Annotated in this window: 18 protein-coding genes; 4 read left to right on the top strand and 14 right to left on the bottom strand. The window is 73.2% G+C overall.

Annotated elements, in window-relative coordinates; translation table 11 throughout:
- The first annotated feature begins 26 nt into the window (after positions 1-26).
- Positions 27-806, top strand: coding sequence for a spherulation-specific family 4 protein (locus tag ABD901_RS12915; protein ID WP_345124840.1), 780 nt, complete (start codon positions 27-29; stop codon positions 804-806).
- Here the strand turns inward: ABD901_RS12915 and mutM are convergent.
- The 11 genes from mutM to ABD901_RS12970 form a co-directional block, all read right to left on the bottom strand.
- Positions 742-1,596: a bifunctional DNA-formamidopyrimidine glycosylase/DNA-(apurinic or apyrimidinic site) lyase gene (gene mutM, locus ABD901_RS12920; protein ID WP_345124842.1), complete on the bottom strand. Its 855-nt coding sequence runs from the start codon at positions 1,594-1,596 to the stop codon at positions 742-744. The genes ABD901_RS12915 and mutM overlap by 65 nt on opposite strands.
- Before the next feature lie 54 nt (positions 1,597-1,650).
- Positions 1,651-2,826: a glycosyltransferase family protein gene (locus tag ABD901_RS12925; RefSeq protein ID WP_345124844.1), complete on the bottom strand. Its 1,176-nt coding sequence runs from the start codon at positions 2,824-2,826 to the stop codon at positions 1,651-1,653.
- A 13-nt stretch (positions 2,827-2,839) separates the two neighbouring features.
- Positions 2,840-3,598, bottom strand: a complete 759-nt coding sequence (gene rnc, locus ABD901_RS12930) for a ribonuclease III (protein WP_380139777.1) — start codon at positions 3,596-3,598, stop codon at positions 2,840-2,842.
- A 50-nt stretch (positions 3,599-3,648) separates the two neighbouring features.
- A complete protein-coding gene (locus ABD901_RS12935) occupies positions 3,649-4,686 on the bottom strand; it encodes a phosphate acyltransferase PlsX (RefSeq protein ID WP_345124849.1) in 1,038 nt (345 codons plus the stop codon).
- Positions 4,687-4,699: 13 nt separating this feature from the next.
- Positions 4,700-4,873 carry a 50S ribosomal protein L32 gene (rpmF, locus tag ABD901_RS12940; protein ID WP_259861936.1) on the bottom strand — a complete coding sequence of 58 codons (174 nt, stop codon included), beginning with the start codon at positions 4,871-4,873 and terminating at the stop codon, positions 4,700-4,702.
- A 4-nt stretch (positions 4,874-4,877) separates the two neighbouring features.
- Positions 4,878-5,441 (bottom strand): YceD family protein, encoded by a 564-nt coding sequence (locus ABD901_RS12945; RefSeq protein WP_345124851.1) that lies wholly within the window; start codon positions 5,439-5,441, stop codon positions 4,878-4,880.
- A 99-nt stretch (positions 5,442-5,540) separates the two neighbouring features.
- Positions 5,541-6,041, bottom strand: coding sequence for a hypothetical protein (locus tag ABD901_RS12950; RefSeq protein WP_345124853.1), 501 nt, complete (start codon positions 6,039-6,041; stop codon positions 5,541-5,543).
- A 90-nt stretch (positions 6,042-6,131) separates the two neighbouring features.
- The gene (gene coaD, locus ABD901_RS12955; protein ID WP_345124855.1) at positions 6,132-6,617 is read right to left on the bottom strand and encodes a pantetheine-phosphate adenylyltransferase; all 486 of its coding nucleotides are present in this window, start codon (positions 6,615-6,617) and stop codon (positions 6,132-6,134) included.
- Between the two features lie 46 nt (positions 6,618-6,663).
- The gene (gene rsmD / locus ABD901_RS12960; RefSeq protein ID WP_345124857.1) at positions 6,664-7,242 is read right to left on the bottom strand and encodes a 16S rRNA (guanine(966)-N(2))-methyltransferase RsmD; all 579 of its coding nucleotides are present in this window, start codon (positions 7,240-7,242) and stop codon (positions 6,664-6,666) included.
- A 128-nt stretch (positions 7,243-7,370) separates the two neighbouring features.
- Positions 7,371-9,578, bottom strand: coding sequence for an ATP-dependent DNA helicase RecG (recG, locus tag ABD901_RS12965; protein WP_345124859.1), 2,208 nt, complete (start codon positions 9,576-9,578; stop codon positions 7,371-7,373).
- 24 nt (positions 9,579-9,602) lie between these two features.
- Entirely contained in the window at positions 9,603-11,519 is a 1,917-nt protein-coding gene (locus ABD901_RS12970) for a DAK2 domain-containing protein (protein WP_345124861.1), read from the bottom strand.
- A gap of 193 nt (positions 11,520-11,712) precedes the next feature.
- Here ABD901_RS12970 and rpmB point away from each other — a divergent pair, with 193 nt between their 5' ends.
- Positions 11,713-11,904: a 50S ribosomal protein L28 gene (gene rpmB, locus ABD901_RS12975; RefSeq protein WP_223101777.1), complete on the top strand. Its 192-nt coding sequence runs from the start codon at positions 11,713-11,715 to the stop codon at positions 11,902-11,904.
- 147 nt (positions 11,905-12,051) lie between these two features.
- On the opposite strand, the gene ABD901_RS12980 is transcribed toward rpmB, so the two are convergent.
- Both ABD901_RS12980 and ABD901_RS12985 read right to left on the bottom strand, forming a co-directional pair.
- The gene (locus tag ABD901_RS12980; RefSeq protein ID WP_345124863.1) at positions 12,052-12,519 is read right to left on the bottom strand and encodes a GNAT family N-acetyltransferase; all 468 of its coding nucleotides are present in this window, start codon (positions 12,517-12,519) and stop codon (positions 12,052-12,054) included.
- Between the two features lie 52 nt (positions 12,520-12,571).
- Complete coding sequence (locus tag ABD901_RS12985) at positions 12,572-13,534, bottom strand: thiamine-phosphate kinase (RefSeq protein ID WP_345124865.1); 963 nt, start codon at positions 13,532-13,534, stop codon at positions 12,572-12,574.
- Between the two features lie 143 nt (positions 13,535-13,677).
- Here ABD901_RS12985 and ABD901_RS12990 point away from each other — a divergent pair, with 143 nt between their 5' ends.
- Together ABD901_RS12990 and ABD901_RS12995 are read left to right on the top strand one after the other, a co-directional pair.
- Positions 13,678-13,911 (top strand): Lrp/AsnC ligand binding domain-containing protein, encoded by a 234-nt coding sequence (locus ABD901_RS12990; protein ID WP_345124867.1) that lies wholly within the window; start codon positions 13,678-13,680, stop codon positions 13,909-13,911.
- Positions 13,911-14,447 (top strand): DUF3515 domain-containing protein, encoded by a 537-nt coding sequence (locus ABD901_RS12995; protein ID WP_345124869.1) that lies wholly within the window; start codon positions 13,911-13,913, stop codon positions 14,445-14,447. Before ABD901_RS12990 ends, ABD901_RS12995 begins: the two co-directional genes overlap by 1 nt.
- A 377-nt stretch (positions 14,448-14,824) precedes the next feature.
- Here the strand turns inward: ABD901_RS12995 and ABD901_RS13000 are convergent, their stop codons facing one another.
- Positions 14,825-15,982 carry a cystathionine gamma-lyase gene (locus tag ABD901_RS13000; protein ID WP_345125565.1) on the bottom strand — a complete coding sequence of 386 codons (1,158 nt, stop codon included), beginning with the start codon at positions 15,980-15,982 and terminating at the stop codon, positions 14,825-14,827.
- Positions 15,983-15,988 lie beyond the last annotated feature (6 nt).

Raw genomic sequence — 15,988 nt, forward strand, 5'->3', positions numbered from 1 at the left:
GGGGGCCCAGCATCGTTAGTCCGGTCGTGGACCGGGTGCCGACGCTCCTGCCGCTGCGGGCGCATCCGCTGGCCCGGCCACACGCATGGGAGATCGTCGCGGGACACGGTCCGGCGTTCACCGTCGTCGTCGACGTAGCGGGCGGGCCCGGCAGCGGCCGCGACCCGCTGTGGACGGCCGCCATGAGCCGCCTGGACGCGGCCGGGGTGCGCCTGCTGGGCTACGTGGACGTTGACTACGGCACGCGCCCGGTCGCGGACATCCGCGCCGACGTGTACCGGTGGGCCGGCTACCCGGTGCGCGGCGTGTTCCTGGACCGCACGCCCGTCAGCCCGTACTCGATCGGCCCGGTCGCGGTCGTCGCGCAGGCGGCCGTGCGCGGCGGGATGCCCGACGTGGTGCTCAACCCCGGCGAGCCGCCCGACGAGGCGTACCGCGAACTGGGCCTGCCGGTGTGCGTGTTCGACGGCAGCTGGCGGGAGTACCGGCGCTGGACCGGCGCGGGCGCGCGCCCGGGCGACGGGCACCTGGTGCACGCCGTGCCGCCGTGGGAGCTCGACGAGGCGGCCAGGCTGCAGGTCAGCCGCGGCGCCGGCTTCGGGCTCGTCACCGACCTGGGCGCGCCCGACCCCTACACCGACCTGCCCGCCTGGTGCGGCCTCTGGCCCGGCCTCGCCGAGGCCGGCGGGGAGCCGGGCAAGCCGGCCCCGGTGCCGCGGCGCCCGCGCCCCTACCGCCAGCTCAGCGTGGTGCGAGACGGGGCCGCGGCTGGCAGCGCGGGCAGGAGTACGAGGACCGGTTCATGAACGCCTCCCGGCGCATCGGGCTGCCGCAGCGGTTGCAGGGCAGGCCCTCGCGGCCGTAGGCGTTCAGCGAGCGGTCGAAGTAGCCGCTCTCGCCGTTGACGTTGACGTAAAGCGCATCGAAGCTGGTGCCGCCCTGGCCGATCGCCTCGTTGAGCACGTCCCGGACGTGTCCGAGCAGGCGGCGTACCGATGGACGGGAAAGCTGCGACGTGTCCCTCGCGCCGTGCAGGCGGGCCCGCCACAGCGCCTCGTCGGCGTAGATGTTGCCCACGCCGGAGATCAGCGTCTGGTCCAGCAGCGCCCGCTTCACCTCGGTGCGCCGGCGGCGCAGCCGGTCCACGAACGCGTCGTCGACGAACAGCGGGTCGACCGGGTCCAGCGCGATGTGGGCGAGCTCCGCGGGCAGCACGGCGCCGCCCTCGGACACGGCGAGGCCGCCGAAGGTGCGCTGGTCGACGAAGCGCAGCTGCGGCCCGTCGTCGTCGAACGTGAACCTGATGCGCAGGTGCGTCTCGTCGGGCGCGTCCGCGGGCTGCATGAGCAGTTGGCCGGACATGCCGAGGTGGCCGACGAGCGCGTCCTCGTCGTCCAGCGGCAGCCACAGGTACTTGCCGCGGCGCATGACCGCGCCCACGCGGCGGCCCGCGAGGACGCCCGCGAAGTGCTCGGCGCCGGGCATATGGCGGCGGATCGCGCGCGGGTGCAGCACCTCGACCGTGGCGATGCGCCGGCCGGACACCCACTTGTCGAGGCCGCGGCGTACGGTCTCGACCTCGGGCAGCTCAGGCATGTTCCCCTCTGGATCGCGTAGTGCCGAACGAACAGATCGCGTAGTGCCAGAAAGTTAGATCGCGTAGTGCCAGACAGTGATGAGATACGAGCCGTACCACAGCCCGAACGCGCCGACGGCCGCCACGACGAGCGCCGCCGTGCGCGGACGCGCGCGAGCGAGCGCGACCGCGGGCGGCACCAGGATCAGCAGCGCCGGCACGAGCAGCCGCGGCTTCGAGTGGTAGTAGCCGGCCTGCCCGAGAACCAGCACTAGCACGATGACGCCGTACACGGCCAGCGGCGGCCACATGCGCCGGCTCAGCGCAGCCGCGGCGAGGATGACGGTGCCGATCAGCATCCACGCGACGCTGACCTGGATCCAGCCGTCGCCGCCCTTGAGGGCGTCGCGCACGAACAGCACGCTCGAGGTGCCGTAGTCGAACGTGGTGCCCCAGCCCGCGGTCTGGATGTCGAACCACGCGCCCAGGTCGCCGACGCGCAGCCCGACCCACAGCAGGTAGGCGGGCACGCCCGCGAGCGCAATGGCGGCCGCCAGCAGGGGCTTCCACGGCCGCGAGGCGCCCTCGGCCGGCTGCGAAGCGCCCTCGGCCGGCTGCGAAGCGCCCTCGGCCGGCCGCGAGGCCCCCGCGCGGGCGCGGTAGACGGCGATGCCGGCGGCGACCGCGAGGGCGATGGCCGCGGCCGCGCCCGTCGGGCGGGTCAGCCCGGCGCCGAGCCCGAGCAGGCCGGCGGGCAGCCAGTCACCGCGGTGCGCGCACAGCAGCATGCCGGCCACGAGCGCGGTGAACAACGCCTCCGAGTACCCCATCGACAGCACCATCGACATCGGCTGCACGCAGAACAGCGCGGTGAGCACCAGGCCGACGCGTTCGTCGTACAACCGCGTGAACAATGCGCACAGCAGGACCGCGGCCGCGCCTCCGGCGAGCCACGACACGGTGATCGCGGCCGTGCCGTAGTCGAGGCGGGTGACGTAGTGCACGAGGCGCACCAGCATCGGGTAGGCGGGGAAGAACGCCAGCCCGTTGCCGGTGAGGTTGCCGTCGGCGTCGAAGCTGTACCCGGTCGGGTACCCCTCCTGGGCCACGCGCACGAAGTGCCCGCCGTCCCAGGCCAGCAGCCGGTCACGGATCTTGTCGTCGGGCGCCATCCACCACAGGAACGCCAGCTGCAGCAGGCGGCTCAAGGCGTACAGGCCCAGGGGGAACGCGATCAGCGTGGAGCGCACGCGCTCCGTTTTTTCATTGACCGGCGTCATCGTCATTGGGGGGCGGTTCCTCGGCGGTCTCGGTCTTTGCGGGGGTGTGGGCCTTCTCGGGGACGGCGTCGTGCGCATCCGGGGCGGCGGCCGCGGACGACTCGGGCTGGACGCCGGACAGCTCGCGCCAGGCCGCTTCGGCGGCGCGCTGCTCGGCCTCCTTCTTGCTGCCGCCCTGCTCGCCGCCGTAGCGCTGCTTGGCGACGATCACCCAGGCGGTGAACCGCTTGGCGTGGTCGGGTCCCTCCTCGTCGATGCGGTACTCGGGCACCCCGAGGCCGCGCCCGGCGGTGAGCTCCTGCAGGCTGGTCTTCCAGTCCAGGCCGGCGCCGCGCAGCGCCGCCTCGGCCATGAGCGGGTCGAACAGCTTGTGGATGACCTTGGCGGTGATCTCCAGGCCGTACTGCAGATAGATCGAGCCGATGAGCGCCTCGAGCGTGTCGGCGAGGATGCTGGCCTTGTCGCGGCCCCCGGTCGCCTCCTCGCCCTTGCCCAGCAGCAGGAACGGCCCGATGCCGTTGGGGCCCAGGCGGCGCGCGACGTCCGCGAGGGCGCGCATGTTGACGACGCTGGCGCGCAGCTTCGCCAGCTGGCCCTCGGCGAGCTTGGGGTGGTTCTGGAACAGCGCGGTGGTGATCACCACGCCCAGGACCGCGTCGCCGAGGAACTCCAGCCGTTCGTTTGTTGGCAGGCCGCCGTTCTCGTACGCGTACGAACGATGGGTCAGCGCCCGCTTGAGCATCTCCGGGTCGAACTCGACGCCGAACGCGGCCTCGAGATGATTCTGGTTCTTCACGAGCGCTCTCCCAGTGCGTCACGGATGGTGAGCCCGCCGGCCGAGGAGAGTTCGGTCAGCAGATCGTCGGCGAGGCTCGCGACCGCAGGGGTGATGCGGCCTCGGTGCAGTCGTGCGGCGAGGGCAATGCCGTCGGCGACCTCGGCCCCTCCGGCCGAGCCGTGGCAGACGACCACGTCGCCGGCCACGCCGAGCAGAACGGCCGCCGCCTCGTGCCTGACGGACGTTCCGGCGTTGTGGTGCAGCCCGGACAGGGCGCCCTCGATGCCCTTGAGCAGCACGTTTCCGGTGAAACCGTCGCTCACGACGACGTCGGCGGGGCCTCCGCGCGGTACGTCGTGACCCTCCACGAGACCGACGTAGCGCCCGCCGGCGGGCAGCGGGACGTCGGACAGCGCGATCGACACGGCGCGGCGCAGGCGGTCGCCCTTGCCGGGCTCACTGCCGATGGACAGCAGCCCGACGCGCGGGCGCTCGATGCCCAGCGCGACGGCGGCGAAGGCGGTGCCGAGCACGGCGTGCTGGACGAGCTCGAGCATGGTGGCGTCGAGCGTCACGCCGACGTCGAGGAGCAGCACGGTGCCGTTCGGGGTGGGCACCTGCGCGGCGAGGCCGGGCCGGCGCACGCCGCGCAGGCGGCCGAGCACGTGCGCGGAGGCGGCAACGGCGGCGCCGCTGGACCCCGCGGAGACCATCGCGTCCGCGCGGCCCGTGTAGACCGCCTCGGCGGCCGCGCGCACCGTCGTCCCGCGGCGGATGTTGCGCAGCGGCGACTCGGCCATACCGATGGCGGCGTCGACGGTGATGACACCGACGCGCTCACGGTCACCGACCGCGAGCGCGCCAATGACCTCGTCGGCCGCTTCGCGCGGCCCGACGAGGACGAGGTGGAGGTCTGGATCGGCGCTGCATGCACGCAGAGCGCCGTCAACCACGACGGCGGGAGCCCCATCCCCGCCGAGGAGGTCGACGGCGATCCGCGCGACGCCGGACGGGGACTCCCCGCCGTGCGGCGATCGGTCGGATCGCGTCACCCGGACCTGGTGATCAGACCTCGATGACCTGGCGGCCGTTGTACGTGCCGCAGACCGAGCACGCCGCGTGGGGCAGCTTGGGCGAGCGGCACTGCGGGCACGGCTGGGTGGAGACCGCGACGGCCTTCCACTGGCTCCGGCGCGACCGGGTGTTGCTGCGCGACATCTTCCGCTTGGGAACGGCCACGGACTTACTCCTCTGACGTCTTGATCTGGGACAGGGCGGCCCAGCGCGGGTCGATCTGCTCGTGGGTGTGGCCCGCGGGCAGTTCGTCGAGCGGAACCCCACAATCGGGGCACAAACCTAGGCAGTCTTCACGGCACACGGGGTTGGCGGTCAGGGAGAGCACCACCGCGTCCCGCAGTGCCGGCTCCAGGTCGATCAGGTCGCCCTGCAGCCGTCCGACCTCGTCCTCGTCCGTCGTCTCGTCCGTGGTGCTGTGCTCGTAGGCATAGAACTCTTGGAGCGGGACGTCCAGCGTGTCGCTGATCGGGCGTAGGCAGCGCCCGCACTCGCCGACCAGCGGGCCGGTGACGGTGCCGGAGACGAGGACGCCTTCGGAAACCGACTCCATCCGCAGCTGGAGGTCGAGCTCGGCGCCCTGGGGCACGCCGATCAGCTCCAGGCCGAGGTCCTTGGGCGCCGGCACCTTCCGCGAGACCGCATGCAGAGCGCCCGGTCGGCGTGGGAGGTCTCTCGTCTCGAGGACCAGCGGCGACCGGGGATCCAGGTGCGGGTGCTGTTGGTGTGGCATCGTTTCAGACTCCGGCCAGGCAGGGCCGACGGACTAGGCTACCCGAGCGGCAGATCTTCCGTCGAATCGCCCCCACCATAGCGCGCCCGGGGGCCGTTCTCAGAACGGCAGTGGGCGATCGTCCTCGCCGGACGGGGTGAACGAGCCGATCTCGCGCAGCGCGTGCATCTTGTCCCGCCCCCGCTCGATCGAGGCGAGGGAGCGGGTCAGGAACTGCTCGAAGTTGGCCAGGGCGGTGTCGACGTAGTCGTCGACCTCGTCGCGCAGCCGCTGCGTCTCCGCGCGCGCCTCGTTGATCATGCGCGACGCCTCGTGCTCGGCCGACACGACGATCTCGTTGATCGACACGAGGCGGGTGTGCTCGGCCTCGGCCTCGGCGATGATCCGCTCCGCCTCGCGCCGCCCCGCCTCGACGATCTTGTCCCGCTCCTCGAGCAGCGCGGTCGCCCGGCGCAGCTCCCCTGGCAGGTCGGCACGCACCTGGTCGAGCAGATTGATCATGTCGGCGCGGTCGAACACGAAGTTGCTCCGCGACATCGGCGCCGACCGTGCACCCTCAACCAGTCCGATGATCTGGTCGATGCTCTCGAGCGGATCCACCTGCGGTCACTCCTGTTCCCAACGTCGAACGACGTAACCATGATGCGGCTCGAAGCACGATGCCGCTTTATCGCCACTCGGGTTTTGCATCTACTTTCGCGACGAGGCGAACCGCTCCCGCAGCCGATTCGCCACGAGATCGGGTACATGTGGCGAAACGTCGCCGCCCCACTTGGCGACCTCTTTGATGAGGCTCGAGGAGACGAAGGAGTACTTCGGGTTGGTCGGCATGAACAGCGTCTCGATACCGCTGAGGCCGTAGTTCATCTGAGCCATCTGCAGCTCGTAGTCGAAGTCGCCGGCCACCCGCACGCCCTTGACGATCGCGGTGACCTCGTTGGCCCGGCAGAAGTCGACCAAGAGGCCCTGGAAGGCGTCGACGCGCACGTTGGCATACGGCGCGGTCACGGTCGCGAGCATCTCGAGCCGCTCGTCGACGGTGAACAGCCCCGCCTTGCTCTGGTTGATCAGCACCGCGACGACGACCTCATCGAACATCAACGATGCCCGACCCACGATGTCCAGGTGCCCGTTGGTGACCGGATCGAACGAACCCGGACAGACCGCGCGCCTCATTGCACCAGCCCAAGCCTCATGAGCGGGGACCGTACCAAAGGTTCTTTCAGGCGGTGCGTGAGCCGTCCTGATCGCGTCGGGCATACCACAGCGCGGTCTCCCCGTAGCGGCGCTCGGCCACCTGCCCGAGCCCGTCGGGCCAGGCGAGCGGGGCGCCCCGGCTGGAGCGCTCGACCACGACCACCGCGTCCGGGGCGAGCCAGCGCGCGGCGAGCGCCTCGAGCACCGCGCGGACGCGGTCATCGGTCACGGCGTAGGGCGGGTCGATGAACACCGCGTCGTAGCGCTCGCCGGGCTCCCCCGCGACCAGGCGCTCCACCTTGTCCGTGACCAAGCGCACCCGGTCACCGACGCCGAGCGCCGCGACGTTGCCCCGGATGACGCGCGCCGCCTTCGCGTCGGCCTCGGCGAGCAGCACGTGCGCCGCACCGCGCGAACAGGCCTCCAGCCCGACCGCGCCCGAGCCGGCGTAGAGGTCGGCGAAGCGCGCCCCGTCCAGGTCGAGCAGGTTGTCCAGGCTGCTGAACAGCGCCTCGCGCACCCGATCGGACGTCGGCCGCGTGCCCTGGCCCGCCGGCACCGTCAGCCGCCGGCCGCCCAGCGCCCCGGCCACGATGCGCGTCATTGTGATCCGCCTCACGCTCTTTGTTCAGAAATTCATGGCTCGGGCCCGTGCAACTGACGACCGTTGTTCCCACCAGACACCGCTCCGCTTCGCTCCGCTGCCAGGTCCGCGGTGTCAAGAACAAACGATCACCCTTTCTCCAGATACTCCGCCCGCTCCTCGTCGACCAGCCGCGCGATCATCTCGGCCAGCCGCGGGTGCCCCTGCAGTTCCCGGTCCTCCTCGATCAGCTCGGTCGCCTCAGCGCGGGCCTCGCCGATGAGCTCCGAGTCGCGCAGCAGCGACAGCAGGCGCAGGTGGGAGCGGTGGCCGGACTGGGTGGCGCCGAGCACGTCACCCTCGCGGCGCTGCTCGAGGTCGAGCTCGGCGAGCTTGAAGCCGTCGGTGGTGGAGGCCACCGCGTCCAGGCGCGCCCGCGCGGGCGTGCCCTCGCCGGACTCCGTGACCAGCAGGCACAGCCCGGGCGCGCTGCCCCGCCCGACGCGCCCGCGCAGCTGGTGCAGCTGCGAGACGCCGAACCGGTCGGCGTCGAGGATCATCATCATGGTCGAGTTCGGTACGTCCACGCCGACCTCGATCACCGTCGTGGCGACCAGCACGTCGAGCCGGCCCGCGGCGAACGAGCGCATCACGGCGTCCTTCTCGTCGGCGGGCAGGCGCCCGTGCAGGACCCCGATGCGCAGCCCGTGCAGCGGCCCCTCCTCCAGCTGCGGCGCGACGTCGAGCACCGCGACCGGGGGCCGGCGCCCGTCGTCGCCGACGGGCGGGACGTCCTCGCCGTCGGACTTCGCATCGCCGATGCGCGGGCACACGACGTACGCCTGGTGGCCCTTCGCGACCTCCTCGCGCAGCCGCCGCCACGCCCGGTCCAGGAACGCGGGCTTCTCGGTGACCGGCACGACGTGCGAGGCGATCGGCGAGCGCCCGCGCGGCAGCTGGCTGAGCACCGACGTCTCCAGGTCGCCGAACACGGTCATCGCGACCGTGCGCGGGATGGGGGTGGCGGTCATGACGAGCACGTGCGGCGGCTGGTCCGCCTTCGTGCGCAGGGCGTCGCGCTGCTCGACGCCGAAGCGGTGCTGCTCGTCGACGACGACGAGGCCGAGGTCGGCGAAGTCGACGCCCTCGTAGAGCAGGGCGTGGGTGCCGACCACGATGCCCGCGCTGCCGCTGCGGATCTCCTCGAGCACCTTGCGGCGCGCGGCCGCGCCCAGCGAGCCGGTCAGCAGCGCCACCCGGGTGGCCTGCGGCGCCGCGTCGAGCTCGCCTTCCCGGGCCATGCCGCCGAGCAGGTCCATGACGTTGCGGTAGTGCTGGGCGGCCAGCACCTCGGTCGGGGCCAGCATTGCCGCCTGGCCGCCCGCGTCGACGACCTGCAGCATGGCGCGCAGCGCGCACAGCGTCTTGCCGGAGCCGACCTCGCCCTGCAACAGCCGGTGCATCGGGTGCGCCCGCGCCAGGTCGGCCGCGATCTCCTCGCCGACGTCGTGCTGCCCGCGGGTCAGCTCGTACGGCAGCCCAGCGTCGAACGTCGCCAGCAGCCCGTCGTCGCGGCGCGGGCGCGGCACCGCCGGCCAGTCCTCGGCCCGCTTCTTGCGCTGCACCAGCGTCAGCTGCAGCGCGAACGCCTCGTCCCACTTCAGCCGCCGCCGCGCGATCGCCAGGGACTGCTGCGACTCGGGCCGGTGGATCTCGCGCAGCGCCTTGTCCAGCGACGTGAGCCGCCGGTTCGCCCGCGTCGGGGCCGGCACGTGGTCGGGCGTCGGCGGCAGCACGTCGAGCACGGTGCGCACCGCCGCGGCGATGCGCCAGGTCGGCACGCGCGCGGTCGCGGGGTACACCGGGATGATCGCCCCGGCGAACTCCTCGACCGCCTCCTCGCCCTCGCCGGCGTCGAGCAGGACGTAGTCGGGCTGGTTGAGCTGCAGCTTGTTGTTGAAGCGCCCGACCTTGCCCGAGAACAGGCCCCACCGCCCCGGGCGCAGCTGGTTCTCGCGCCACGGCTGGTTGAAGAACGTGACGCTGATCTCACCGCCGCTGTCGTCGCCGATGACCGCCTCGACCAGCGACCCGCGCTTGCCCCGCGTGGCACCTCGCTGCTGCGTGAACTGGCGCGAGTTGACGCGTTTGACCTGCCCGAACACCGTCACGTCGGTGTCGGTCTCCAGCGCCCGGATGTCCGTGTGCTCGCCGCGTTCCTCGTAGCGACGCGGGAAGTGGTACACCAGGTCGCCCACGTTGTGCAGGTCGAGGTGCTCGGCGAGCAGCTTCGCCCCGTTGCCCCCGAGCACCTTCTGCAACGGCGTCGTCATGTCGATGTCGGCCACTCGGCCCATCTTCCCCCGTCCGGCGTCCAGCCGTTACTCGACACCCACCAGCAGCGGGTAATGCGGCTGCCCACCCTCGTAGCACTGCACCTCGACGAACGGCCACGCCCCCTCGACGTGCGCGCGCAACGCGTCGCCCAGCCCCGCGGGCGCGTCCTCGCCCACGATCAGGGTGACGAGCTCGCCGCCGCCCCCGAGCATCCGGTCCAGCAGCCCGCACGCCGTGCGCGACAGATCCTGCCCGATGAGGTTGACCTCCCCGTCGACGATCGCGAGCACGTCGCCCGGCTGGCACCGCCCGGCAACGGTCAGCGCCTCCCGCCCCGCGATCGTGACCTCGGCCGACCGGCACCGCGCGGCCGCCTCGGCCATCGCGATCACGTCGTCCTCGAACCGCCGCGCGGCGTCGCGCACGGCCATCGCGGCGAGCGCCTGCACCGGCGAGCGGGTCGGCACCACCCCCGCGCGGACGCCCAGCGCCCGCGCCTCCGCGGCGGCGGCCGAGGCGACGCCGAGCACGTTGGAGTCGTTGGGCAGCACGACGACGCGCCCCGCCCCGGTACCGCAAATCGCCGCCAGAATCTCCCCGGTCGACGGGCTGCCGGTGACCACCGCGGCGCCTTCGCCCTCGAGCAGCTCGGCCAGGCCGGCGCCGCTGCACACCACGACGACGGCCCGCTCGCTCGGCGCTGCGACTTCGTCGCGGGTCTCATCCGCCGCGACGGCGACCGGCGCGGCAACCACCGGGGCCGCCTCCGGGCCAGGGGCCGCCTCCGGGCTCGCAGACGCCACCGCGCGCGCGGCGATCTGATCGGCGAACCGGGTCACCGTGATCCGGCTGGGCCGGCCCGCCTCGACCCCGGCCTCGATCGCCGCCCCGACGTCGTTGACATGCACATGGACGTGCCAGATGGGGCCCTCCCCCACCACGACGAGGGAGTCCCCGAGCCCGAGCAGGGCGCGGCGCAGGTCCTCGACCGCGCCCGCCGACGCCCGCAGCAGGTATTGCACCTCGTACCCGTACGCGTCCGAGCCCGTCTCCCGCACCATGCTCGCGCCCGGGCGCACGCCGACCGGCACGACCGGGCCCGGCTCCAACTCGGGCGGCGCCTCGCCGGTCAGGGTCTCCACGAGGGCGTCGAGCAGCACCACGAGGCCGCGCCCGCCGGCATCGACGACACCGGCCCGGGCGAGGGCCGGCAGCTGCTCAGGCGTCCGCGCGAGCGCCACCCGCGCCCCGTTCGCCGCCGCCCGGGCCACCTCCGCCACGCCACCGGGCCTGGACGCGGCGCCATCGGTCCCGGACGCCACGCCACCGGGCTCGGAGGCCAGGCCATCGGTCCCGGACGCCGCGCCACCAGGCCCGAACGCCACACCACCAGGCCCGGACGCCGCGCCATCGGGCAGGAGCGCTACGTCATAGGGCCCGGGCGCCGCGCCATCGGGCACGAGGGCCACGTCATGGGGCCCGGACGCCGCGTCTAGGGCCGCCGCGGCGGCGGCCGCGCCGACCGACAGCACCGTGCCCTCGACAGGCGCCGCGACCGCGCGGTACGCGCCGCGCGCCGCCTCGTCCAGCGCCCGGGCGAGCTGGCGGCCGTCCGCCGCCGTGACGCCCTCCAGCCCGTCGGCGAGGCCCTTGAACAGCTGGGCCAGGATGACGCCCGAGTTGCCGTGTGCGCCCATCAGCGCTCCCCGCGCCACCTCGCGCAGCACCTCACCCACCGCGTCCTCGGCACCCGCCGCGCCCTCGCCGCCGGCCGCGGCCTCCGCGCGGTCGCCCAGGGCCCGCACCGCAGCGGTCATGGTCAGCACGAGGTTGGCGCCGGTGTCGCCGTCCGGGACCGGGTACACGTTGAGCGCGTCGATCTCCGCCTGATGGCGCCGCAGCGCGCCCAGGCCGGTGACACACCACCGGCGGACGATGGCGGCGTCCACGCTGTCTGGCACGGGCCAGAGCCTAACGGTGGGCGCCGCCATTCCCCACCGATGCGCCCCAGACAGGGCCGATTGGGTGTCGCGGGCCGGCATCAGGTAGCCTTACCGGGTTGCCCGCCGCTCACCCGGCCGGTGACGCCTGGAACGAGGTCCGCAACGCGGGTCCGTTCCGACCCGAGACTGCAATCAATCCCAGGAGATCCCCGTGGCTAGCGTGTGCGACGTCTGCGGCAAGGGACCGGGCTTCGGCCACAACGTGTCCCACTCGCACCGGCGGACCAACCGCCGTTGGAACCCCAACATTCAGACGGTGCGCACCCCGGCCGGTGGCGGCACCACGCGGAAGATGCAGGTCTGCACGTCCTGCCTCAAGGCCGGCAAGGTCGTTCGCGGCTGACACAGCCTACGCAAAGGCCCCGTGACCAGGTCACGGGGCCTTTTGCCGTGCGCCGCGCTCCAACCGCGACCCCCTAGGCCGCGGTACGCGACGCCCTGCGGTACTCGACGTCGCCGCTACCGCGCGCCGCGGGCGCTCTGCCCACGATCAGAGGTCCCGGCCGAAGGAGCGCACGTCCGGGTACCCCTTGTAATGCCCGAAATCCTCGATCCGCGCATATCCGCTCTGCTGGTAGAGCGAGATCGCCTCGGGCTGCGCGGTCCCCGTCTCCAGCCAGACCCGCTGCCGCCCCGCCTGCCGGGCCGCGTCCTCCACGGCGGCCAGGAGGGCCTTCGCGAGGCCGAGCCCGCGGAACTGCGGCGCGACGTACATGCGCTTGAGCTCCGCCGTCGTCTCGTCCTCGGCGAGGGTGCGGAAGCCGGCGCACCCGGCCGGCGCGTGGTCCACGTACGCCACGAGGAACGCCCCCTCCGGCGGGTCGAACTCGCCCGGCTGGATCGGGGTGGTGTCACCGTCCCCGCCGTACCGTTCGCTCAGATCGGCGAGCGCGGCGGCGGTGAGTTCGGTGGCGACCCGCGATCCATAGCGGGTCAGTCGGATGTCGATCTCGGTCACGACCGTAAAGGGTACGGGCCGTATAGGGCCTTACTGCTTCGGCGGGAAACCGTCACCGAAAGTGATCCCATCCGGGGGCGCCGCCCGCGTACCTGCGCCCATCCACCGCCACACCGTCACCTTCTGTGACCGAACTGGGTGCCACCACGGATCCCACGACGAGCCAGTCGGCCGACAGCTCGGTGTCCGGAGGGAAGGTTGCGGCGAGCGCGTGGTCGTCTCCGCCGGCGAGGATCCAGTCGTACGGGTCGACGCCGAGCGCGGTCGCGGCGGCGAGCATCGGCTCAGGCAGGGTGAACGCGTCGCGCCGCAGGTCGATGCCGACGCCGCTGGCCGCGGCGATGTGGCCGAGGTCGGCGAGCAGCCCGTCGGAAACGTCGATCATGGACGTCGCGCCCATCCGCGCCGCGACCGCGCCCAGGTGGTACGGCACCTCCGGCCGGCGGTGCGCGTCCACGAGCAGCTTCGGCGCGCGGAACCCGCGCGACAGGATCGAGTACCCGGCCGCGGCGTGCCCGATGCGCCCTGCGACGGCCACGACGTCGCCCGGGCGCGCGCCCGAGCGCACCACCGGCGCCCGCCCCTCGAGATCGCCGAGCGCGGTCACCGCGATCGTCAGCGTCGGGCTCGAGGAGGTGTCCCCGCCCACGACCGTCGCGCCCGTCTTCGCCGCCTCCGCGGCCAGGCCGTCGGCAAGCTCCTCCGCCCACGAGATCTGTAGGTTCGCCGGGGCGCAAAGGGCCACCAGGAGCGCGGTCGGGCGCGCACCCATGGCGGCGATGTCGGCGAGGTTGGCCGCGGCCGCGCGGTGGCCCACGTCGCGGGCACTGGACCAGTCGCGGCGGAAGTGCCGCCCCTCGACGAGCGCGTCGGTGCTCGCCACCACGCGCGCGTCCGGGGCCGCGACGACGGCCGCGTCGTCCCCCGGCCCGAGCAGAACAAAGGGCGACGCCGCCCCGAGCCGAGCCGTCACCCGTGAGATGAGCCCGAACTCCCCGGCGGTTGCTACGGTCACCCGTCCTCCAACCTGATGCTCGTTAGTGTCGCCGAAGCCGCGCGTCATGACACGATCACGCACGGCGGTTGATTGCCGGTTCCATTCTTGCTGTAGGTTGACGCCTGATCAGCGCTCGTACGGCGCAGGGAGGGAGTCGTGTCGTGGTACAGGCCTACATCCTGATCCAAACAGAGGTCGGCAAGGCACGCGACGTTGCCACGGCCATCCATGGCCTCAGCGGGGTGGTCCGCGTGGACGCGGTCACCGGCCCCTACGACGTCGTCGTCCTCACGGAGGCGCGCAGCATCGACGAGCTGGGCCAGCTCATCGTGTCGAAGGTCCAGCTGGTGCCCGGCATCACCCGCACCGTCACCTGCTCGGTGGTGCACTTGTAGTGAGCGCGGACACGACGCGCCCCACGCCGAGCCCCGCCCGGATCGCCACCCTCGCGGCACTGCCGATCGCACTGGTGGTCGGCCTGGTCGCCTTCTGGGTCCTCGGCGGTTTCCCGGGTCATGCCAAAAAGCCGAGCGCGGCAGCGGTACCCGCCGAGGCCCCCCAGCTCGCCCCGAGCCCCGCCACGGTCTGCCGCGCCCTGGTCGCACGCCTCCCAGACGTCCTGGGCGGCCTGTCACGCCGCCCCGTGACGGCAGGCGCCGAGCAGAACGCCGCCTTCGGCGACCCCGCGATCGTCCTGACGTGCGGCGTACCTCAGCCGACGGTCCCCCAGGACGCCCAGCTCCTGGGCCTGTCGAACGTCTGCTGGTTCCCGGAGGAACATTCGGGCGAGACCGTGTGGCAGACCATCGACCGCGAGGTAGCGGTCCGCGTCGTGGTCCCCAAGGCCGCCGACGGCTCCTGGCTCGTGAACCTTTCAGCCCCCATCGTCGCCACGGTGCCCGCAACGGCTCCCGGCACGTTGCACTGCTGAGCCTCTCCCCGCGCCAGCCCTCACCCGCACGCACCCGCCACGGCTCCGCTCGCCCCACCCGCTCCGCGTCCGCGCGCTCCGCGTCGACCGCACCGCGTCCACCGCGCCTCGTCCGCGCTCCCCGTCCACCGCTCCGCGACCGCGCGCTCCGCGTCCACCGCGCTCGTCCGCGCTCCCCGTCCACCGCGCCGCGTCCACCGCTCCGCGTCCACCGCGCCGCGACCGCGCGCCGACGCGTCCCGGAACCGCGCTTATCGCGCCCCGGCGCCGCTCCGTCCCGCGCGCGCCCGCACGCACCGCAGCACCAAGCCGCCGCCACCACGTCCGCCTCGCTCAGGCCAGTCCGCAGCAACTGGTCGCGCCTCCGCGCGGATGCGTCAGCCCAGTGCGGCGTCGAGCGCCAGGCGGACGTCCGCGACCAGGTCGGCCGTGTCCTCCACACCGCACGAGAATCGCACGAGGCCCTCGGGCGTGTCGTCGCCCCACTGCGCCCGGCGGTCGGCCGAGGTGTGCAGGCCGCCGAACGACGTCGCGGCGAAGATCAGCTCGGAGGCGGCCAGGAAGCGGTCCACGGCCGCCTTGTCGGCGAGCGTGAACGTCACGACGCCCGGCACGCGGCGCATCTGCCTTCCCGCCGCCTCGTAGGCGGGATCACCCGGCCGCCCGGGCCAGCGCACGGACGCTACCGCCGGATGGCCGGCAAGCAGGTCGGCGACGGCCGCAGCGTTCGCGGTCTGCCGCGCCAGGCGCAGGTCCAGGGTGCCGAGCGACCGGTGCGCCAGCCACGCCTCGAACGGCCCGGGCACGCCACCCGTCCGCGCGCGCCACGTGCGGATCATCGCCGCGAGCTCCGGATCCCGCGTGCACACGTAGCCCAGCAGCATGTCGGAGTGCCCGGTCAGCGCCTTGGTGCCCGACGCGACCGAGAAGTCGGCGCCGAGGTCGAGCGGCCGCTGCCCGAGCGGCGTAGGCGTGGTGTTGTCGACCGCGACGAGCCCGCCGGTGGCGTGCGCCCGCGCGGCCAGATCGGCGACGTCACAGACGTCCAGGCCCGGGTTGGAGGGCGTCTCGAGCAGCAGGAGCCGGACGCCGTCAAACGCCGGGTACGGCCCCGCCGTCGGCATCGTCCGCACCTCGATCCCGCGCCCGGGCAGGTGCTCGGCCGCGAAGGCGCGGGTGAGGAAGTACCCGTCGCTGGGCAGGATCACGGCATCGCCACCGCGCAGCGTGGCCAGCAGCACCGCGGTGATAGCCGCCATGCCGGAGGCGAAGACGACGCACTCGCCGCCCTCGAGCTCGCCGATGGCCTGCTCCAGCATCCGGTACGTCCGGTTGTCCGACCTCCCGTACCCGTCCACGCCCGCCTGGGGCCCCGCGACCGGATCCAGGTGATAGGGCGCCACGAACACCGGCGACGGCAGGAACGGCTCGCCCGCGACCGGCGCGGGCACGCCGGCATGCACGACGCGAGTCCCATCCCCACGCGCCTGCGAACCGCCACGTCCCGCAACCGCGCCGTCAGCGGCCCCCTGCACCGCGTC

This window comes from Dactylosporangium darangshiense, assembly GCF_039537565.1.
GTDB lineage: Bacteria > Actinomycetota > Actinomycetes > Mycobacteriales > Micromonosporaceae > Dactylosporangium > Dactylosporangium darangshiense.